Source organism: Oceanimonas doudoroffii, assembly GCF_002242685.1.
GTDB lineage: Bacteria > Pseudomonadota > Gammaproteobacteria > Enterobacterales > Aeromonadaceae > Oceanimonas > Oceanimonas doudoroffii.
The window spans coordinates 1024614-1045220 of sequence record NZ_NBIM01000001.1 but is presented as its reverse complement, the minus strand read 5'-3'; the positions used below and the strand labels follow the sequence as shown (position 1 = coordinate 1045220).

General features: G+C 60.9%; 17 protein-coding genes and 1 tRNA gene. 8 read left to right on the top strand and 10 right to left on the bottom strand.

Annotation, left to right across the window (positions count from 1 at the left end; genetic code table 11):
- Nucleotides 1-7 precede the first annotated feature (7 nt).
- The 3 genes from pgm (at nt 8) to B6S08_RS04805 (ending at nt 3889) form a co-directional block, all read left to right on the top strand.
- On the top strand, nt 8-1651 hold the full coding sequence (pgm, locus tag B6S08_RS04815; RefSeq protein WP_094199612.1) for a phosphoglucomutase (alpha-D-glucose-1,6-bisphosphate-dependent): 1644 nt from the start codon (nt 8-10) through the stop codon (nt 1649-1651).
- Between the two features lie 166 nt (nt 1652-1817).
- A complete protein-coding gene (gene astE / locus B6S08_RS04810; protein WP_245849813.1) occupies nt 1818-2843 on the top strand; it encodes a succinylglutamate desuccinylase in 1026 nt (341 codons plus the stop codon).
- 182 nt (nt 2844-3025) lie between these two features.
- Nucleotides 3026-3889 (top strand): hypothetical protein, encoded by an 864-nt coding sequence (locus tag B6S08_RS04805; protein WP_094199610.1) that lies wholly within the window; start codon nt 3026-3028, stop codon nt 3887-3889.
- A 78-nt stretch (nt 3890-3967) separates the two neighbouring features.
- On the opposite strand, the gene B6S08_RS04800 is transcribed toward B6S08_RS04805, so the two are convergent.
- Both B6S08_RS04800 and B6S08_RS04795 read right to left on the bottom strand, forming a co-directional pair.
- Complete coding sequence (locus B6S08_RS04800; RefSeq protein WP_094199609.1) at nt 3968-4753, bottom strand: nucleoside-binding protein; 786 nt, start codon at nt 4751-4753, stop codon at nt 3968-3970.
- 232 nt (nt 4754-4985) lie between these two features.
- Complete coding sequence (locus tag B6S08_RS04795; RefSeq protein WP_094199608.1) at nt 4986-5534, bottom strand: HPP family protein; 549 nt, start codon at nt 5532-5534, stop codon at nt 4986-4988.
- Nucleotides 5535-5654: 120 nt separating this feature from the next.
- Here B6S08_RS04795 and B6S08_RS04790 point away from each other — a divergent pair, with 120 nt between their 5' ends.
- Together B6S08_RS04790 and B6S08_RS04785 are read left to right on the top strand one after the other, a co-directional pair.
- Nucleotides 5655-5855 carry a hypothetical protein gene (locus B6S08_RS04790; RefSeq protein ID WP_094199607.1) on the top strand — a complete coding sequence of 67 codons (201 nt, stop codon included), beginning with the start codon at nt 5655-5657 and terminating at the stop codon, nt 5853-5855.
- Nucleotides 5856-5908: 53 nt separating this feature from the next.
- Nucleotides 5909-5999, top strand: a tRNA-Ser gene (locus B6S08_RS04785).
- Nucleotides 6000-6082: 83 nt separating this feature from the next.
- On the opposite strand, the gene B6S08_RS04780 is transcribed toward B6S08_RS04785, so the two are convergent.
- The 5 genes from B6S08_RS04780 to B6S08_RS04760 all read right to left on the bottom strand — a co-directional run bounded on the left by B6S08_RS04780 (nt 6083) and on the right by B6S08_RS04760 (nt 12912).
- Entirely contained in the window at nt 6083-8662 is a 2580-nt protein-coding gene (locus B6S08_RS04780) for a TRAP transporter permease (protein ID WP_094199606.1), read from the bottom strand.
- 121 nt (nt 8663-8783) lie between these two features.
- Complete coding sequence (locus tag B6S08_RS04775) at nt 8784-9767, bottom strand: TAXI family TRAP transporter solute-binding subunit (protein WP_094199605.1); 984 nt, start codon at nt 9765-9767, stop codon at nt 8784-8786.
- Between the two features lie 181 nt (nt 9768-9948).
- On the bottom strand, nt 9949-11085 hold the full coding sequence (locus B6S08_RS04770) for a MalY/PatB family protein (RefSeq protein WP_094199604.1): 1137 nt from the start codon (nt 11083-11085) through the stop codon (nt 9949-9951).
- A 63-nt stretch (nt 11086-11148) separates the two neighbouring features.
- Nucleotides 11149-12048, bottom strand: a complete 900-nt coding sequence (locus B6S08_RS04765) for a LysR family transcriptional regulator (protein ID WP_094199603.1) — start codon at nt 12046-12048, stop codon at nt 11149-11151.
- Nucleotides 12049-12141: 93 nt separating this feature from the next.
- The gene (locus tag B6S08_RS04760; protein ID WP_094199602.1) at nt 12142-12912 is read right to left on the bottom strand and encodes a YciK family oxidoreductase; all 771 of its coding nucleotides are present in this window, start codon (nt 12910-12912) and stop codon (nt 12142-12144) included.
- Nucleotides 12913-13059: 147 nt separating this feature from the next.
- Between B6S08_RS04760 and sohB the strand changes: the two genes are divergently transcribed.
- Nucleotides 13060-14079 carry a protease SohB gene (sohB, locus tag B6S08_RS04755; protein WP_094199601.1) on the top strand — a complete coding sequence of 340 codons (1020 nt, stop codon included), beginning with the start codon at nt 13060-13062 and terminating at the stop codon, nt 14077-14079.
- Nucleotides 14080-14136: 57 nt separating this feature from the next.
- Here sohB and astB read toward each other — a convergent pair whose 3' ends face one another.
- Entirely contained in the window at nt 14137-15471 is a 1335-nt protein-coding gene (gene astB / locus B6S08_RS04750; RefSeq protein ID WP_094199600.1) for an N-succinylarginine dihydrolase, read from the bottom strand.
- Nucleotides 15472-15806: 335 nt separating this feature from the next.
- Here astB and topA point away from each other — a divergent pair, with 335 nt between their 5' ends.
- Nucleotides 15807-18434, top strand: coding sequence for a type I DNA topoisomerase (gene topA, locus B6S08_RS04745; protein ID WP_094199599.1), 2628 nt, complete (start codon nt 15807-15809; stop codon nt 18432-18434).
- Between the two features lie 57 nt (nt 18435-18491).
- On the top strand, nt 18492-18656 hold the full coding sequence (locus B6S08_RS18390; protein ID WP_165661689.1) for a hypothetical protein: 165 nt from the start codon (nt 18492-18494) through the stop codon (nt 18654-18656).
- A 12-nt stretch (nt 18657-18668) separates the two neighbouring features.
- On the opposite strand, the gene B6S08_RS04740 is transcribed toward B6S08_RS18390, so the two are convergent.
- Complete coding sequence (locus B6S08_RS04740; protein WP_094199598.1) at nt 18669-19025, bottom strand: MGMT family protein; 357 nt, start codon at nt 19023-19025, stop codon at nt 18669-18671.
- Nucleotides 19000-20556, bottom strand: coding sequence for a methyl-accepting chemotaxis protein (locus B6S08_RS04735; RefSeq protein WP_094199597.1), 1557 nt, complete (start codon nt 20554-20556; stop codon nt 19000-19002). The genes B6S08_RS04740 and B6S08_RS04735 overlap by 26 nt, the downstream gene beginning before the upstream one ends.
- Between the last annotated feature and the right edge of the window lie 51 nt (nt 20557-20607).

Below are 20607 nucleotides of genomic sequence, written 5' to 3'. Positions count from 1 at the left end.
CGAAAACATGAGCACGCACCCCAGGGCCGGCTTGCCGGCCCAACGCGCCGATCTGGTCAATATTCCCCAGTTGATGGCGGCCTTTTACCAGCGGGTGCCGACCCCGTCCGAGCCTGCCCAGCGAGTATCGTTCGGTACATCCGGGCACCGGGGGTCGGCCCTGGATACCAGCTTTAACCAGGCCCATATTCACGCCATCTGCCAGGCCGTGGCCGAATACCGGCAACAGCAGGGGCTGAGCGGCCCGCTGTTTCTGGGCATGGACACCCATGCCCTGTCGGAAGCGGCCTTTGGTGCGGCGCTGGAAGTGCTGGTGGCCAATGGGGTAGAGGTCAGGGTTCAGCAGGGCGGGGGCTATACGCCCACCCCGGTTATTTCCCATGCCATTCTCGGTCATAATCGACGTCATGCCGAACAGCAGGCAGACGGCCTGGTGCTTACGCCGTCACACAATCCGCCCCGGGATGGCGGCATCAAGTACAACGGCCCGGACGGTGGCCCGGCCAGCGCCGAGGCCACCACGGTGATCCAGCGTCGTGCCAATGACCTGCTGGCGGAGGGCAACGCCGGTGTGCGCCAGGTGCCTTATCTCGAGGCGTTGGCCCGGGCGGTTGAGCACGACTATGTCTCCGCTTATGTGGACGACCTGGCCGAGGTGATCGACATGGACGCCATTCGCCGCGCGGGCATTCGCATCGGCGTGGATCCTCTGGGCGGCTCCGGCCTGGCCTATTGGCCGCGCATTGCCGCACGCCATGGCCTCGATATTACCGTGGTCAACGAACGCCAGGATGCGGACTTTGGTTTTATGACCCTGGATCACGACGGCAAAATCCGCATGGACTGCTCGAGCCCCTGGAGCATGCAAAACCTGCTGGCGTTGAAAGATCAGTTCGACATCGCCTGTGGCAACGATCCGGATTACGATCGCCATGGCATTGTGGACGCCGAGGGGCTGATGAACCCCAACCATTACCTGGCGGTGTGCATTCATTACCTGTTTACCCACAGGCCCGATTGGCCGGTCAGCCTGGCGGTAGGCAAGACCCTGGTGTCGTCGTCCATCATCGATCGGGTGGCGGCCAGTTTGGAACGGCCGCTGATGGAAGTGCCCGTGGGCTTCAAATGGTATGTCCAGCCGCTGATGGAAGGCCGGTTGGCCTTTGTGGGCGAGGAGAGTGCGGGGGCATCTTTCCTGCGCCGTGACGGCGGTGTCTGGACCACCGACAAGGACGGCTTCATTCCCTCGTTGCTGGCGGCGGAGATGCTGGCGGTCACCGGCCTGACCCCGCACCAGTATTATGATCGACTCACCCAGGAATTGGGCCGCCCCTGCTACCGGCGGGTGGATGCGCCGGCCAGTCACGCCCAGAAAAAAGTGTTGGCGGCGCTCAATCCCGAGGACGTACAGGCCGATACCCTGGCAGGTGATGCCATTATTGCCCGGCTGACGGCGGCACCGGGTAATGGCGCCGCCATCGGCGGTCTCAAAGTGGTGACCGGGCAGGGCTGGTTTGCCGCCCGTCCCAGCGGCACCGAGCAGGTGTATAAAATCTATGCCGAAAGTTTTCGGAATGAGCACCACCTCGAACAGCTGATCACCGAAGCCAAGGCCCTGGTTGGTGATGTCTTCGCCCGCGCCGGCGTCTGAGCCTTCTCTTACCGGCCGGCATTTCACTGCCGGCCGTTTTGTTTTACGTACCTGCCTTTTTCAGCGCCCGCTGTTGTCCTGTGTGAACGTATTTAGACTTTGATACCAAAATCGTGTTTCATGGCATGGTAATATTTTGTCAAAACGCGGATTAATGGAGGTATCTGTGAACAATACTCGGCTGAACGACTTTCTGGCCCTGAGCCGACGCCACCCTTGGCACCTGGAACCCTTTACCGAAACCCTGCCCGATGGCACTCGCGCCGAGGTGTGGGACACCGGCGTGATTTGTCTTGAGCCGGCGCTACCGGCGCAGCGGGATCTGGTGATTTCCTGCGGCATTCACGGCAATGAAACCGCGCCCATCGAGCTGTGCGAGCGGCTGCTGCAACAACTGGTTTCGGGCCGGCTGCGCTGTCGCCAGCGACTGTTGCTGATCTTTGGTCATCCGGCGGCGATGAATGCCGGCGTACGGGAGCTGAAGGAAAATCTCAACCGGCTGTTTTCCGGGGCACACGCCCGCGGCGGGGTGGAGAGTCAGGAACGGCAGCGGGCGGCGGCGCTGGAAGGCTATGTAACCCGTTTCTTTGACGCGCGCGAAGACGGTGAACGGTTGCACTACGATTTGCATACCGCCATTCGGCCCTCACTGCATGAAAAGTTTGTGGTGCACCCCTTTACCCATGGAGCTCCCTACAGCAGCAGCCAGCTGGGATTGTTGCAGGCGGCCGGCATCAACACCATTTTGCTCTCCCAGGCGCCCACCACCACCTTCAGTTACTTTAGTGCCCGCCGTTTTGGCGCCCAGGCCTTTACCATTGAGCTGGGCAAGGTCATGCCCTTTGGCCAGAATGATCTCGGTCGGCTGACGGCGCTGGAGCAGTGCCTGACCGCCTTGATCTCCACGCCCGGCTGGCAACCTCCGGCGCCGGATCTGGCCAGGCTGGAGGTGTTTGACGTTTGTCAGGAAATCGTCAAGCAGAGCGAGAATTTTCGTCTTAACTTTAGCAAGGATGTCTCCAATTTCACGACCTTTGAGGCTGGCACGTTGCTGGCCACCGACGGAGAACGTCGCTGGTGTGCACAATCTGACGGTGAGGCCGTGGTGTTTCCCAATGCCGATGTGGCGCCGGGCCAACGCGCTGCCCTGATGGTGACACCGGTGCGCTTGACCACGGATCAGTTGGCTTGAACGGGTGGCTGGTGCAGAACTTTTGTGAAGCTGACGCGTTTTTGTAAACAAAATGTAGATTTTAAGTGTGTGCCTGTGTAATCATTTAATTGCTGAAAAGTTGGGTACAATAAGTACAAAAAAATATTACTTTGTATTCACATCAGGATACACCCTTTGAACCATGTGAAGGAATCACGGTTATGAAGCACACCAGCAAGCGCGTTTTCACCCTGTCTGCCCTGGCCTTGGCCGTTGTTGCCACTCCTCAGCTGAGCGCCGCCACCTGGTCCGATACTTATATCGGCTATCGCTATGGCACCGAGTTCACCGAGCCGAACAATCCTAATGATGTAGAAAAACACATTCTGCAGCTGACTCATGCCAGCGGTTACGCTTACGGCCAGAACTTCTTTAACCTGGATATTCTGCAGTCGGACGATATGGATCCGGCCAGCGGCAGCGATCGTGGTGAAGGCGACGGTGCCATGGAAGCCTATCTGACCTACCGCCATCAGCTGCACCTGGGCAAGGTATTTGATACCGATCTGAGCTTTGGCCCGGTCAAGGAAGTGGCCGTGACCGCCGGTGTCGACCTTAATACCAAAAATACCGCCTTTGCCCCGCGCAAGCAGTTGCTGGTAGTTGGTCCGACCCTGAAGTTCGGTCTGCCCAAGGGCTTTGCGGATTTGAGCCTGTTTTACGGCTATGAGCGAAACCACTGTGGTGCCAGTTTCTGCCAGCAGAGCGACATCAGCTTTGACCCCTACTATATAGTGAACCTGACCTGGGGCATTCCCTTTAACGCCGGCCCGGTACCGATGAAATTCCAGGGTTTCGGTAACTACAATGGTGCCAAAGGGGAAGACTACAACTTTAACGAGACCAAGCCGGAGGTGCTGATCCGTACCTCCCTGATGGTGGACGTGGGTGATCTGGCCTTTAACAAGAGCAATACCCTGTGGGCCGGCGTGGGCTACGAATACTGGGACAACAAGTTCGGTAACCATGGTAAGCCGGGCGTTGACACCCGTGCCCCGACTTTCCAGCTGGAATGGCATTTCTGAGCCGGGGGCTTTTCCGGGTGTAAATCCCTTTCCGTGATATAAAAAAGAGCGCTTCGGCGCTCTTTTTCCTTTTCTGGTTCAGAAGCGCCAGGCTGCCAGGGCCTGCACCGCGCTTTCGGTCACCGAGCCGCCGAACTTGTTGTGCCAGTACTGATATTCCACGCCCACGAACAGCCGCTTGGGATCATTGAACAGGGTCTTACCCAGATCGTAGCGTAACTGGGGTTGTGCCAGCACATGTGCCTTGACCTTGTCACCAAATTCGTTGTCACGGCTGCCAATGTATTCAACATGACCTTCCAGGCTGAAGTCGTGGCGCCCCAGGGCAAAGGGGAAGGCCCAGGCGGTATCCAGCATCCAGCTGTCGCTCTCCCGCGGGGCTCCGCCGCCGGCCACGCCGGTGCTGTCGTCGATATAGGCGGTGATCAGAGTATTGAAGAAGGCGGCGCCCGGTACGTCCAGGGCCAGCTGCAGGCCCGGCAGATACTTGCGCACCTTGCTGTCTCCCCCGGCATTGACCCCAAGCACGATGCCCACGTCCTTGATCGGCCCCAGGCTCAGATCGTGTCCGCCGATCTTGCCCAGGCTGAAGTTGAAATAACCCTCGCCATACCAGTCACGATGGCGCTGATCGTCCTTCCAGTCGGAGTAGTCCACGAAAAAGAAGTTGTCGCCATATTTCCAGCCACTGGCATGTTGCAGGGTGTAGATGCTGGTGGTCGACTTGCGGTTGGCCTCGGGGCCAAAGGGCTGCTGTTTGAGCTCGCCCAGCTGGTAGTGCAGTTCGGTGGTGCTCCAGTCGGCGGCCAGGGCCGGCATGCCGGTGATGGCAACCAGCAGGGGCAGGGTGGATTTCCTGATCATGACTTCCTGTATCCTTGTATCCATTGTATTGATTGTCGAAAACCCAATGACACCAATGTGCGTGTGTTTGGGGTACAAGGATGTTACCGATTTGTGACGCTAATATTGTGATCCATCTCTTAAAACCACAAATAATTTTATATGAAGAATCTTCTATTGAAGGTTTTTAAGTGCTGTCCGGCCGAGTGCCGAGTGTGAAGGAAGGCAGGGAATAAAAAGAGCCTTTCGGCTCTTATTTATCTGGTCTGCCTAGGGCGGGCGCTGTGGCGTCCGCCGGCTTGGCCTTTGCCTGTTCACCCTGGTGAGACTTGGGTCCGAACGGATAGCGTCTGTGGGTAAACACATAGTGATAGGCACTGGCAAAGCCTACCATAAAGAGGGTGCCGGCCAGGGTGGGCAGAATAAAGTCCAGGGGGGACAGGTGGGCGGCCGACAGGTAAATCAGTATGGGGTTGGCACCGGCGGGCGGGTGCAGGGTATCGGTCACGACCATTAGCGCCAGGCTCAGGCCAAAGCAGAATCCCAGTCCCAGCAGCGGGTCGGGAATCAGCTCCAGTCCGGCGACGGCGACGCAGGTGGTCAGCAGGTGTCCCAGAATCACGTTTTTGGGGCGGGACAGGGGCGCAGAAGGCAGTAACAGCAACAGCACCAGGCTGGCACCCATGGGCGCGCTCAGCACCATGAAATGGGTCCAGTGTTTCAGATAGCTCAGGCAGATAACGGCCACAAAGCCGGCAATTCCGGCGAGGCCAGCGTCACGCAGGCGGTGTTTTAAGTGCATTGAGACCTCATGGGGATGCGTATTTTTATGATTAGGCTTATGAAGCAAGCTGTTAAATTGTATTTAAAATGCATATAAAATAAAAGTCGCCTTTCCCGAAGCCCCGGCAAGGAGTAAACCATGAGAGAACATGAATCCCTGCGCAAGGCGTTGCGCTGGCTCACCGAACAGGCGTGTATCGATCGGAATGCCATCGCCGAAGCCAGCAATCATTTCGATCTGTCTCCCCTGGATGAGCAGTTTCTACGGGACTACTTTCTGAGACGCGGCACACCCGGCCCCTCAAAAAATGCGCAAAATGATGATTTGAAAAGCAATTGAACCGTCACGCCCTTTACAGCGCGAGGCCGGCCGCAGTATGATTCGCCGGGTCAGGAGGGGTGGCAGAGTGGTTGAATGCACCGGTCTTGAAAACCGGCGTGGGTTTATAGCCCACCGTGGGTTCAAATCCCACCTCCTCCGCCAGACATCAAAAAGCCCGCTGCATATGCAGCGGGCTTTTTGCTTTAATCCCATGTAACAGCCGGCCGAGTTGGCCGGCCGTGTGATCAGGGGCTTGGTGTCGGTCGGCGCCGGCGTTGCCCCCAGGCAACCAGGCCGGCCAGGATCAGGGCGGGAATAAACATCCATTCCTTGTCGGGCCGGTCCGAGGGCCGTTGCAGTGCCACCACCTCCAGGTCGAAGTCCACCCCCAGCCGCTCGGCCTGGCTACCAAAGTCGACCATGTCGACCATGACCTTGTCGCCGTCGCGACGCAGGCTGCTGATACCGGTACTGGCCAGGCGCTCGGCGGCACTCTGCCGGCTGGCGTCAAAGTTGAGCTTGACGATTTTACTGACCGGCTCGCCAAACAGGTTGGTGCCCCCTAGTTGCAGAATGATCGACTCGCTTGCGGGCAGGCTCTCCACCACCTGCTCCCACTGGCTGGCGTCGTACTGGGCCATGGGCGGAAACACCTTGTCCCAGAAAAAGCCAGGCCGGAACAGGGTAAAGGCCACCAGCAGCAGCGCCAGGGTTTCCCACCAGCGACTTTTCACCAACCAGTAGCCCTGAGTGGCGGCGGCAAACAGCAGCATGGCCGCCAGCGCGCTGGCGATGGTGATCAACAGGCCGCTCCAGCTGTCGATGCCCAGTAACAGCAGCTGGGTATTGAAGATAAACATAAAGGGCAAAATGGCGGTACGAATGTCGTAGGTAAAGCCCTGAATACCGGTCTTGATTGGATCGGCCTTGGCAATGGCGGCGGCAGCAAAGGCCGCCAGCCCCACCGGCGGCGTGTCGTCGGCGAGAATGCCAAAATAGAACACGAACAGGTGCACGGCAATCAGCGGCACAATCAGCCCGTGCTGGGCGCCCAGGTTGACAATCACCGGTGCCATCAGGGTCGATACCACTATGTAGTTGGCGGTGGTGGGCAGGCCCATGCCCAACAGCAGGCTGATCACCGCGGTAAAGATCAGCATCAACAGCAGGCTGCCGCCGGAGATAAACTCCACGAACTCCGTCATCACCAGGCCGATGCCGGTCAGGGTGACGGTGCCCACTACGATGCCGGCGGCGGCGGTGGCCACGCCGATGCCAATCATGTTGCGGGCGCCGGTGACCAGCCCCATAAACAGATCAAAGGCGCCTTCCCTGAGCAGCCCCTCGCTGTGCTGTTTGCGAAACAGGGCCTTGAGCGGCTTGTGGGTCACCACGATAAACATCATGAACAGGGTGGCCCAGAATGCCGACAGCCCCGGCGACAGTCGCTCCACGGTCAGGCACCACACCAGCACCACGATGGGCAGCAGGTAATACATGCCCGACTTGAAGGTGGGGCCGGGCTCGGGCATGTGAATGTCCGGGTTTTCCGGGTCATCCATGGCCAGATCCGGCAGTCGGGCGGCCCAGGCCACCAGCGCCAGGTACACCAGTAACGCCAGCAACGCCAGTATCCAGCTGGCCAGGGGGCCGAACAGGGTCTTGGTCCAGCCGATGCCGTAGTAGACCACGGCGGTCAGTACCATCAGGGCGATCACCGCGGTCAGCCCGCCAAGCAGGCGCTGGGCCAGGCTGGGGCGATGGCGCCGTTGCAGTGGCTGCATGCCGGCCTTGACGGCTTCCAGATGCACAATGTAGATCAGTGCGGCGTAGGAGATCAGCGCCGGCAGTATCGCCGCCTTGATCACCTCGATATAGGAGATGCCGACGTACTCCACCATCAGAAAGGCGGCGGCGCCCATGATGGGCGGCGTTAGCTGACCATTGGTGGAGGCGGCCACTTCCACCGCACCGGCCTTGGTGGCGGGAAAGCCGACCCGTTTCATCAGCGGTATGGTAAAGGTGCCCGTGGTCACCACGTTGGCGATGGACGAGCCGGACACCAGTCCCGACAGCCCCGACGACACTACCGCCGCCTTGGCCGGGCCGCCGCGCAGGTGGCCGAGCAGGGAAAATGCCAGCTTGATAAAGTAATTGCCGGCGCCGGCCCGTTCCAGCAGCGAGCCGAACAGCACAAACATGAATACAAAGGAGGTGGACACCCCCAGTGCCACGCCAAAGACCCCTTCGGTGGTCAGCCACTGGTGGGTCACGGTGCGAGCCAGGCTGGCGCCACGATGAGCGATCACTTCCGGCATCCAGGGGCCGGCAAAGGTGTAGAATAAAAAGATCGCCGCCACCACCATCAGCGGTGGCCCAAGGGCCCGGCGGGTTGCTTCCAGCAGCAGCACCATACCGATACAGGCCACCACCAGATCCTGCATGATGGGCAGTCCCGGCCGGCTGGCCAGTTCCCGGTAGAACAGAAACAGATAGGAGGCGCAGAAGGCGCCAATCAAGGCCAGGGTCCAGTCGTGCCAGGGAATGCGGTCCCGGGGCGAATGCTTGAGCGCCGGAAAGGCGGTGAACGACAGAAACACCGCAAAGGCCAGGTGAATGGAACGGGCCTCGGTATCGTTGAAAATGCCCAGGTTGAACATAAAGGGCAGGGGCGAGACATACCACAGCTGAAACAGCGCCCAGCACAGGGGAACCAGCAGCAGCACCCAATGGCCAATGCCGGTGGGATGACGGCCGCCGGTGTCGGCCTGGGCCAGCATGTCGTCCAGCTGTTGTTGCGTGTTGTCCTGAGGCGGTTGGGACATGGACTTTTCCTCCGAAGGTCAGGAATAAACAGCAAGCCGGGGCGGCAAGGCACATGCTTGCCGCCCCGGGTGCGTGCTGACCGAAACAGGGGGAAGCTTGCTTCCCCGTTGCAGGGCCGGGTTATTCGACCAGGCCGGCTTCCTTGTAATATTTCTGCGCGCCGGGGTGCAGCGGAGCACTCAGGCCGTCCTTGACCATTTCCTCTTTCTTGAGGCCGCCAAAGGCCGGGTGCAGGCGCACAAACTGATCAAAGTTGTCAAACACCGCTTTGGTCAGCTGATAAATCTGGGCTTCCGGCACAGTGGCGCTGGTCACCAGGTTGGCGCCCACGCCAAAGGTCTGCACGTCCTCGTCCGAGCCGGTGTATTCCCCGCCGGGAATGGTGATGTAACGATAGTAGGCGTTGTCGCCGACCAGCTTGTCGACCACTTCGCCGCTGACCGACACCAGGTTGGCCTCACAGGCGGTGGTGGCTTCCTTGATGGAGCCGTTGGGGTGACCCACCACATAGACAAAAGCGTCGATGCGGTTGTCGCACAGCGCCTGGCCGTGCTCGGCCGGGCGCAGTTCGGACACCAGGCTGAAATCATCGTGGGTCCAGCCATAGGCCTTCAGCAGCACTTCCATGGTATCGCGCTGGCCGGAGCCCGGGTTGCCGATATTGACCCGCTTGCCCTTGAGATCGTCAAAGGTTTTGATGTTGGCGTCCTTGCGCGCCACTATGGTGACCGCCTCGCCATGCAGGGCGAAGACGGCACGGAGATCCTCATAGGCACCCTGCTCGGCAAAGGGGCCTTCGCCATTCAGCGCCTGATATTCCAGATCCGACTGGGCCACGCCCACTTCCAGCTCACCGGAGCGCAGCGAGTTGAGGTTGTAGCCGGAGCCCCCGGTGCTTTCCACCGAGCAGCGAATGCCGTGCTCGGCCCGGCCCTGGTTGACCAGGCGGCAGATGGCGCCGCCGGTGGGGTAATACACCCCGGTCACGCCACCGGTGCCGATGGTGATAAAACTCTGCTCTACCGCCATGGCGGCGGGCACGCCGGCGCCCAGTCCCAGGCTCATGATGGCTGCCGCGCCGCTGATGGTCTTCTTGATCGACATAGTTGCTTTCCTTGTCTTGAGGGTTCACTAAAGGTGCTGGAAATTTTTAGCTAAGCCATTAAAAGATAGCAAAAAATAACTTCGAAAGGCGAGGATAAAGGCGTCTTTTGAGTATGATTCGACTGAGGATGAAAAAGGCCGGCATGTCTTCATGCCGGCCTTGCAGGGAAAGGGCGTGGGTTCAGCGGCTGTTGATGGCCGCCACCATGCGGTGCAGGGCTTCGTCGAGCATGGCGCGAGGACAGCCGAAATTCAGCCGCACAAAGTCGCTGCCGCCGAACTGGCCACCCGGAGACAGCCCCACGCCGGCCTGTTCAAAGAAACCGATAGGGTCGTCCAGCTCCAGGCCGCTGATGTCGATCCAGGCCAGGTAGGTGGCCTCGGGGCACAGCACCCGTACCCCGGGCACGCCGTTGAGGCGCTCCACCAGCAGATCCCGGTTCTGGCGCAGGTAGTCGAGCTGGGCCTGCAGCCATTCTTCTCCGTCGGCATAGGCGGCCTCGGCGGCCACAAAGCCGAGCAGGTTGACGTCGGCCATGATGCCGCGGGCGGCGCGAATAAAGCGGGTGCGCAGCTCCGGATTGGGCACCACCGCAAAGGAGCAGCACAGGCCGGCGATGTTAAAGGTCTTGCTCGGCGCCATCAGAATAATGCTGCGATCGGCGGCGTCTTCGTCGATGGCGGCATAGGGCACATGAGACTTGCCTTCATCCAGCAGCAGATCGCAGTGAATTTCGTCGGAGCACACCACCAGGTTGTGGCGTTTGGCGATGTCGTTGATGGCCTGCAGCTCTTCCCGCGTGTAGATGGTGCCGCCCGGATTGTGCGGGTTGCAGAACAGCAGCAGATCGCTGTCTTTGGCCTGACGCTCCAGGGACTCGAGATCCAGCAGCCAGCGCCCGTCCTTTTCCACCATTTCCACGTGGGCGGCCTTGCGGCCGTGAAAGCCCGGGGCGTGCAGGAAGGGGTAATAAATGGGCTTGGGCATCAGAATATTGCTGCCTGGTTCGCTGAAGGTCTGACAGGCCAGGTTCAGGGCCGGCACCACCCCGGGCATGTAGACCAGCCAGTCCGCTTCAATGTGCCAGCCGTAGCGCTCACGCAGGCGGGTGATGATCAGCTCGGTCAGGGCCGGCGTGGGGCGGCTATAGCCGAAAATACCGTGCTCCACCCGTTCGCTCAGCGCCTCGATGACCGCCGGCGGCGCCTTGAATTCGGTGTCGGCCACCCACATGGGCAGAATGTTGGTGCCTTCGTATTTCAGCCACTTGAGGGCGCGAGTGGGCCTGCGGTCTATCCACTGATCAAAATCAAACATTGCGTGAGTCCTTGTTTACTGCGAGCCCAACAGCATAAGGAAGCGCGAAGGCGGAGGCAAGATTCAGGAGGCCGGCGGAGTGGTGCCTGGCTCGCCGTAGTGCTGGCGGATCAGGCTCAGCAGCAGGCTGGCGGCCGGTCCCGGTGGGGTGGTGCCGGGTAGCACCAGGTGAGTAAAACGCTTGCGCAAGGCCTGGTTGACCATTGGCAGGCGCACCAGGGCTCCGTCGCTTATCATGGGCGACACCACATCCTGGGGCAACCAGGCAAAACCGGTGCCTCGGCGCAGCAGTGACAGGGCGTCGTGCAGGTGATGAATAATCCAGCGTTGCTCGGCCCGGGCCCAGCCTTCCTCTTGTTCACTGCCGTCCGCCAGCACCAGTTCCAGCTGTTGTTCCAGCTCGGTCTGACTGACCTCGGCCAGCGCCGCCAGCGGGTGATCGGGGGCGCATACCGGCACATAGACGGTAGTGGCCAGGGGCAGCGAGGTGATATTGGCAAAGGCGCGGGAAGCAAACACCATGTTGGCGGCCTGCTGGTTGATTACCGCCTGGCAGCCGGAAGGCTGGGTCTCCACCAGGTGAATGCGGCAGCCCCTGGCCTGAGGGCTGAACTCGGCCAGCGCCTGATACAGCGGATCCCGCGGCAAGGAAGCTTCCACCACAATGCGCAGTACCGGCTCCCAGCCGCTGGCCAGCACGCCGGCGAGGCGCTCCAGGTTTTCCACGTCCTGAGTGAGCTTGCGTGAGCGGCGCAGAAACACCTCGCCCTGGGGAGTGAGGCAGGCCTTGCGGCCGCGCACCTCCAGCAGTGCCAGCCCCAGGGATTGCTGCAGTTTGGCCACCGCATGATTCAGGGACGACTGACTTTTATTGAGCTTTTCCGCCGCCTGGGCATAACCGCCACAGTCGACCACTGCCTGAAAAATACGCCACTGCTCAACCGTGCTTTTGGGACGATACATGGATGCCTTGCCTGCCTTGGCCGGGGGTGATGGACGGGCCTGGCGGCCCGTCCGGGGTTCCATGATCAGTTTTAGCCGATTTTACCGTGGCTGTCAGCTTTTGACGGAGGCGCCGGGCACTCGGTCGGGCTGGGCATCGATGGACTGACCATTGGTATCCTGGCTGTCCGGACCCATCAGCCACAGGTAGGGCGCCATAATGTCGGCGGGGCCGCGCAGGCTGGAAGGGGCCTCGGCGGGAAAGGCGCGGGCGCGCATATGGGTGCGGGTGGCGCCGGGATTGATGCAGTTGGCACGCACGCCGGTGCCGTCGAGCTCGGCGGCCAGCACCTGCATCATGCCCTCGGTGGCAAACTTGGAAACGGCATAGCTGCCCCAGTAGGCTCGACCCTGTCGGCCCACGCCCGAACTGGTAAAAATGATGGCGGCGGGCTTGCTGTCTTTCAGCAGCGGCAGCAGCGCCTGGGTCATCAGAAACTGGGACTTGAGGTTGACCTGCATCACCTTGTCCCACTCGTCTTCGCCGATCATCTCAAAGGGGCCCAGTGCACCCAGCTGGCCGGCGTTGAACAGTACGCCGTCAAGGCGACCAAACTGCTGGCGCAGGGTGGCGGCCATGTCCAGATAGTTCTGCTTGCTGGCACCTTGCAGATCCAGGGGAATAATGGCCGGCTCCGGGCTGCCCTGGGCCTGCAGCTCGTCGTAAACGGCTTCCAGTTTCTTGACCGTTTTGCCCAGCAGCACCACGGTGGCGCCATGGGCACCGTAGCTGAGTGCGGCCTGTCGGCCAATGCCGTCGCCGGCGCCGGTCACCAGAATAACCTTGCCCTTGAGCAGATCGGAAGAAGGGTGATAGTCGAGCATGTGCCTCGTTCTCTGTGCGCAATTCAAAGTGGCCTGATCAAACCAGACTCCGCGGCACTATGCCAGTGCCGAAAGCAAAAAAGCCGATTGGTGTTCCTGTTTGAGACTTTTACAATGGCGGCATCAGCCAGCGAAGGAGATAAAATAGTGGAGTTTTTATACGAATACGGCCTCTTTGCCGCCAAGGCACTGACCTGGGTGGTGGCCCTGGGGGTTATCATCGCCCTGGTGGCCGGTGCGGCGGCCAAACAGAAGCAGGGGGGAGACGGCGTTCGGGTCAAGGATCTGAGCGCGGCCCTGCGCCGTCAGCAGCGCCGGCTGCGCCTGGAGACCGCGGCGAACGACGCCGAGCGCAAGGCGCTGAAGCAGGAATTTCAGAAGGCCGACAAGGCCGAGAAAAAACAGGGGGACGCTCGCTCCCGGCTCTATGTGCTCGATTTTCGGGGTAGCATGGATGCGCGGGAAGTGGCCGGGCTGGGGCGGGAAGTCAATGCCCTGCTGCAGCTGGCCGAACCCGGTGACGAGGTACTGGTGCGGCTGGAGTCCGGTGGGGGCGTGGTGCACGGTTATGGTCTGGGCGCCGCCGAGCTGCAGCGGCTTAAGGGCCACGGGCTCAAGTTGACGGTGGCGGTGGACAAGGTGGCCGCCAGCGGCGGTTACATGATGGCCTGTGTGGCCGAGCGCATCATTGCCGCCCCCTTTGCCATTATCGGCTCCATCGGGGTGGTGGCCCAGTTGCCCAACTTCAACAAATTCCTCAAAAACCACGATATCGATGTGGAACTGCATACCGCCGGGGAATACAAGCGCACCCTGACCCTGTTCGGGGAAAACGACGATCATGGCCGGGCCAAGTTTCGCGAGGAACTGGAGGTGATCCATCAACGCTTCAAGGCCTTTATTGCCCAGAACCGGCCCAAAATCGAGCTGGAGCGGGTGGCTACCGGTGAGCACTGGTTGGCCAGCGATGCCGAAGCGCTGGGATTGGTGGATGGCTTGCAGACCAGCAACGACTACCTGCTGGCGCAGAGCGCCGGCAAGCGGGTGATTAGCCTGCACTTCAAGCCCAAACAAACACTGAGAGACAAGCTTGGCAAGGCGGCCGAAGTGGGGGTGAGCCGGGCACTGATGAAGCTGTATGAGGCCGGTCAGCGGCCCTTTGGCTGATTAAAAATACGGGACTGGGGAAGGGGACCATTCCCCCACCCCAGTCCCGAATGTGCATTACCGCTGAAACGGATACACGGAGCCCAGATTCAGGATGCGGGTCAGCTCGTCCAGGGCGGTGCGGGACTCGGTCAGCAGCGCCGGATCCCGCAGATCATCGGGGCTCAGTCGATCCCGGTAGTGGCGGTTGACCCACTGGCTCAGGCGGCCATGCAGTTCATCCGTCATCAGACAGGCCGGGTTGACCGCGGCCAGCTCCGCCTCGTTCATGGCCACTCGCAGTCGCAGACAGGCGGGGCCGCCCCCGTTTTGCATGCTTTGCTTCACGTCCATGAAACGCACTTCCTGCACCGGCGTGCCCAGGGTGGTCAGCCGCGTCAGGTAGGCGCTCACATTGGGCGTGTCGGCGCACTCGGTGGGGGCGATCAGCGCCATGTGCCCCGGGGCCAGGGTAACCAGCTGGGTGTTGAACAGGTAGCTTTTCACCGCGTCGGCCACCGGCACGTCCTTATCGGACACCTCGATAAAGTGCAGCCCGGCATCGGGCAGTTTGCGGATCAGCTCGTCCTGCATGGCTTGCGTGTCGAGGAAGGCCTGCTGGTGATAAAACAGCACGTTGCCGTTGCCCACTGCAATCACGTCATTGTGAAAGACCCCCCGATCGATCACCGCCGGATTTTGCTGAATAAAGGCGGTGTTGTGCTCACCCAGGCCGTGCAACCGGGCCACGGCGCGGGAGGCCTCCAGGGTTTGGCGCGCCGGGTAACGTTGGGGCGCCGGAGCATCGGGTTGATGGGCGCTGCGGCCATACACAAAAAGCTCCAGTCCGCGACCCTGGTCGTCGTACAGGCGGGTGTGGTTGGCGGCGCCTTCGTCGCCCAGATCATCATGGGCGGGCAGGGCGGCGTGGTGATGAAAATAGCGTTCGTCGGCAAACACTCGGCGCAGAATGCGGCCGGTTACCTCATGCTCCAGGGAGCGGTGAAACTTGTTGATCAGGTTGGCAGGAGTGAAATGCAGCCGGCCGTCGGCGGTGTCGGCACTGGGCGATACCGTGGCGGCGTTGGCGGTCCACATCGACGAGGCGGAACAGCAGGCCGCCAGCAGTGCCGGTGCTTCGCGATAGGCCTTGTCCAGCACCTCGGCGTCGGTGCCGCCAAAACCGAGCCGGCGCAGGGTGGCCAGGTCGGGGCGCTCCTGGGGAGCAAGTACGCCCTGCACCAGGCCGAGATCGGCCAGCGCCTTCATCTTGTCAAGTCCCTGCAAGGCGGCCTGGCGCGGGTTGGAACTGTTGCGGGCATGATGGCGCGACGCCACATTGCCCCAGGACAGGCCGGCGTAGTTGTGGGTGGGGCCGACCAGGCCGTCAAAGTTCGCTTCGGTAACAACCATTACAATCTCCTTTAAAATGGTTTATATGGCCACAATTCTGCTGCGTGAGGCCATTATATTTGGATTTTTCAAGGAGTTGTAACCGGATTTTAACAGTCGAACCCGCCGTCAAAATAATGATGCATAAAAAGCGGGCGAACAGGCACAAGATGTAAAAAAGCAGTTGATTCCTGCTGAGGTGAGGGCGTTAATAAATAAATATAAATTCATTGAAATTTTTTCAGGCCCGGGCCCGGCGAGTTTGCTTTTTACGGTCATATCACTTATACAGCCGTCATTACCGAGCCGCCGACCCGCCCGAACGGGGCCAGACATTAAGGATCTCAACGCGCTTTATGAGCAAATCTCTCGTTATTGTGGAATCGCCCGCCAAAGCCAAGACCATCAACAAGTACCTGGGCAGGAACTACGTGGTCAAATCCAGTGTCGGTCATGTTCGGGACCTGCCGACTGCCGGCTCTGCCAGTGGCAAAAAGCCCGCCGCCCGCAAGACCGACACCAAGAGCCTGAGTGCCGAAGAAAAGGCCCGGCTGAAAAAGGAAAAGGATCACAAGGCACTGATCGCCCGCATGGGGGTGGATCCGGAGCAGGGCTGGCAGGCCAACTACCAGGTGTTACCGGGCAAGGAAAAGGTGGTCAGCGAACTGCAGGCCCTGGCCGAGAAGGCCGACACCGTCTACCTCGCAACGGATTTGGACCGCGAAGGGGAAGCCATTGCCTGGCACCTGAAGGAGCTGATCGGCGGTGACGACGACCGCTTCAAGCGGGTGGTGTTTAACGAGATCACCAAGTCCGCCATTCAGGACGCCTTCAGCCAGCCTTCGGAGCTGAACCTGAACCGGGTCAACGCCCAGCAGGCCCGGCGTTTTCTCGATCGGGTGGTGGGTTACATGGTGTCGCCGCTGCTGTGGAAAAAGGTGGCCCGCGGCCTGTCCGCCGGCCGGGTGCAGTCGGTGGCGGTGCGCCTTATCGTGGAAAAAGAGCGCGAGATCAAGGCCTTTGTGCCCGAAGAATACTGGGACATTCAGGCCCTGCTGGGCAATGAGCAACGGCTGGCGCTGACCATGATGGTGGCCAAGTTCCAGGGCAAGGAGTTCCGCCCTACCAACGAGGCGGACACCATGACGGCGGTGAATGCCCTGCGTGCCAGCTCCTTTGAGGTGGCTTCTCGGGAAGACAAACCGACCCAGAGCAAGCCGCCGGCGCCCTTTATCACTTCCACCCTGCAGCAGGCCGCCAGCACTCGGCTGAGCTTTGGCGTGAAGCGCACCATGATGCTGGCTCAACGCCTTTATGAGGCCGGTTACATCACCTATATGCGTACCGACTCCACCAACCTGAGCCAGGAAGCAGTGGCCTCGGTGCGCGATTATATTCAAGAGCACCACGGCAGCGCCTATCTGCCCGAATCGGCCAACGTCTACGGCGCCAAGGCCAACGCCCAGGAGGCCCACGAGGCCATTCGTCCGTCCGACGTGACCCTGTCTGCCGAGCAGCTCGACGGCATGGAGGCGGACGCCAAGCGGCTGTATGACCTGATCTGGCGTCAGTTCGTGGCCTGCCAGATGACCCCGGCCAAATACGACAGCAGCACCATCACGGTGCGGGCCGGTGACTACGAGCTCAAGGCCCGGGGCCGCATTCTGCGTTTCGCTGGCTGGACCAAGGTACTCACGCCGCAAAGTCGCAAGGGCGAAGACACCGAGCTGCCGGCGGTGCAGGCGGGTGAAGTCCTGACCCTGAACGAACTGACCCCCAAGCAGCACTTTACCAAGCCGCCGGCCCGCTTTACCGAGGCGGCCCTGGTGAGAGAGCTGGAAAAGCGTGGCATCGGCCGGCCGTCCACCTATGCCTCCATCATTTCCACCATTCAGGACCGGGGCTATGTCAAGGTGGAAAGCCGTCGTTTCTACGCCGAGAAAATGGGCGAAATCGTGGCCGACCGGCTGCAGGAAAGCTTCGCCGAGCTGATGAACTACGACTTCACCGCCCAGATGGAAAGCAAGCTGGATGAAATCGCCGGTGGCCAGCTCAACTGGACACAGGTGCTCGACGCCTTTTATGCCGAGTTCAGTGAGGAGCTGGAAAAAGCCGAGCGGCCGGCGGACGAGGGCGGTATGCGCGCCAATGAAATGGTGATGACCGACATCGATTGCCCGGCCTGTGGCCGTAAAATGGGTATTCGCACCGCTACCACCGGGGTGTTTCTGGGCTGCTCCGGCTACGCCCTGCCGCCCAAGGAGCGCTGCAAGCAGACCATCAATCTCATTCCCGGTGACGACTTCGTGCTTGCCAACGATGAGGAAGCGGAAACCGACGCCCTGCGAGCCAAGCGTCGCTGCGGTAAGTGCGGCACCGCCATGGATGCCTACCTGATCGACGACAAGCGCAAGCTGCATGTCTGTGGCCAGAACCCGGACTGTGACGGCCACGAGTTGGAAGAGGGCCAGTTCAAGCTCAAGGGCTACGAAGGCCCGGTGATCGACTGCGATCGCTGCGGCAGTGAAATGCAGCTCAAGAGCGGCCGCTTCGGCAAGTACATGGCCTGCACCAACGAAGAGTGCAAGAACACTCGCAAGATACTGAAAAACGGCGAGGTAGCCCCGCCCAAGGAAGACCCGGTACATCTGCCCGAGCTGCCCTGCAGCCAGTCCGACGCCTATTTTGTTTTACGGGACGGCGCCGCCGGTATTTTCATGGCCGCCAGCAATTTTCCCAAGTCCCGGGAGACCCGAGCACCCCTGGTGGAAGAGCTGGTACGATTCAAGGATCGGCTGCCCTCCAAGTTTCTCTATCTGGCCGAGGCGCCGGCCGAAGATCCGGACGGCAACAAGGCGGTGGTACGCTTCAGCCGTAAAAACAAGGAACAATACGTGATGACCGAGGTCAATAAGAAAGCGACCGGTTGGACCGCTCACTACGTGGATGGCAAGTGGCAGCAACACCAGAAAGGCAAGAAGTAGGCCGCACTGCAGTGCCTCGGCACTGCAAGGTCAAGCCGTGAGTTTGCAGGAGTGAATATGGATATTCGTGAAGTCAGACCCGGCATGATATGCCACACCACCGAAGGCTCGGGCTATGTGCTGGAGGTGGATCTTCAGAATGAACTGGTGTTAATGCAGCGGGAAGACGAAACCATTCCCTTTCAGGTGCATGTGAGCGATCTGCTCGACGAGCTCGACTGACAACGCCCGCCTTCAGCCTTCCATCAGCATCAGCAGCGCGGCCAGATCCGGCCGCCACTGGTGCTGTTTCATGTCTACCCTTTTCCCTTTGAAAGTGATGCCTTCTGCCCGCAGGCGCTGTCGTTGCTCCAGTGCCTCGTCGCTGCCTTCGGGCAGGCTGATGCCGCCATTGGCAGCTACTACCCGGTGCCAGGGCAAGTCGCGGATATCGGCCAGGCGCAGCACCCGGCCCGCCAATCGTGCCCGTCCGGGCAGGCCGGCCAGATCCGCCAGCTGGCCATAGCTCACCACCCGGCCGGCAGGCACCAGAGCCAGTACCCGCAGCAGGGCCTGGCTGGCGGCGTCAGGAGAAGGTGCGGGTGAGGTCATTCAGGCCTTGAGAACGATTCAGCAGCTCCTGGCTGGCGCCTTCCACCTGGGCGATTTTGCCCAGGTTGGCGGACGAGGCTTCGGAAATCTGATGCACATTGCGACTGATCTCTTCCGCCACCTGTTGCTGCTGCTCGGCGGCGGTGGAAATTTCCACGGTCACCCCCACGATGTCATCGATTTCCTGTACCACCCTGGCCAGGCTCTCGGTGCCCGCTTCGGCGGCGTTCACGCAGTCCTGACTCTGGGCCATATTGGCATCCATCATGGTGCGCCAGCGTCCCAGGGTTTGCTGGATCTGGCCGATGCTGCCCTGGATTTGTTCGGTGGCGCCATGGGTGCGAGTGGACAGCGCCCGCACTTCTTCCGCCACCACCGCAAAGCCGCGGCCGTGCTCACCGGCACGGGCCGCCTCAATGGCGGCATTGAGGGCCAGCAGGTTGGTCTGATCGGCAATGCCCTGGATTTCCGTCATCAGGGTGCCGATGCGGTCGGACTCCTGTGATAAGGCCTGGGTCGCCTCGGCGGCCTGCTCCGCTTCCCGGGCCAGCTCCACGATTTTCTGCCGGGTCTGCTCCAGCTGTTGCTGGGTCAGGTGGCACTGGTGCTGGGCTTCCTCCGCATTGCTGGCGGCTTTTTGCGTATTACGGGTGATTTCAAAGGCGGTGGCCGACATCTCGTCGATGGCGGCGGCAATCTGATGGGTGTCGCTGTCCTGGCGGCCGAGATCGTGACGGGCGCCGTGCATGGCCTGCAGCATGCCGGCGGCCAGTTGCTTGAGCGAGCCGGTGGCGTCATCCACCCGGCCCAGTATGGTTCGGGCCCGGGCCTGCCACATGCCCAGGTGATAGTCGGCGATGGCGTGGGGCTGATCACCGGAATAGACCAGGCGTGACAGGCTGTCGTAGTCCCGGCTCAGTTGACGGAAAAAACGAGGTCCGGCCACCAACTGCTGGCGGCAGCACAGCGCCAGCCAGGCCAGCGGCAGCAGGCTCCATACCAGGCCGCTGACGCCGCCATTGGCCCAGGCACCGATCAGCAGGGCGCCCAACCCGGCGCCTGCCAGCCAGGGCAGGGTGGCGCGCAGCAGGTTGCCGGCGGCGCCGCGTTTGCGTCCCTGGGCCTCCAGCAGGCGGGCATAGGCCTGCTCGGCCCGGGCGCGCACCGCCGGATCCAGCCGGGTGCGTACCGACTGATAGCCGGTGACCTCGCCGTTTTCATAGATGGGGGTCACGTAGGCATCCACCCAGTAATAACGGCCGTCCTTGCAGCGGTTCTTGACCGCGCCCCGCCAGGCCTGACCGCGTTGCACGTGTTCCCACAGATCTCGAAAGGCGGCCCTAGGCATGTCGGGATGGCGCACGAGGTTGTGATTCTTACCGACCAGCTCGTCGGCGGTATAGCCGGCCACCTGACAGAACACCTCATTGGCATAGGTGATCACGCCGCGTTTGTCGGTGGTGGACACCAGTTGTTCCCGTTCACCGTAACTGACTTCTTCATCGATCACGTGCTGGTTTCGTTTGTTCATCCGCGTACTTGTTCGTTGTTGGAGTTGGCTGTGCCTTACTATCGGCCCCAT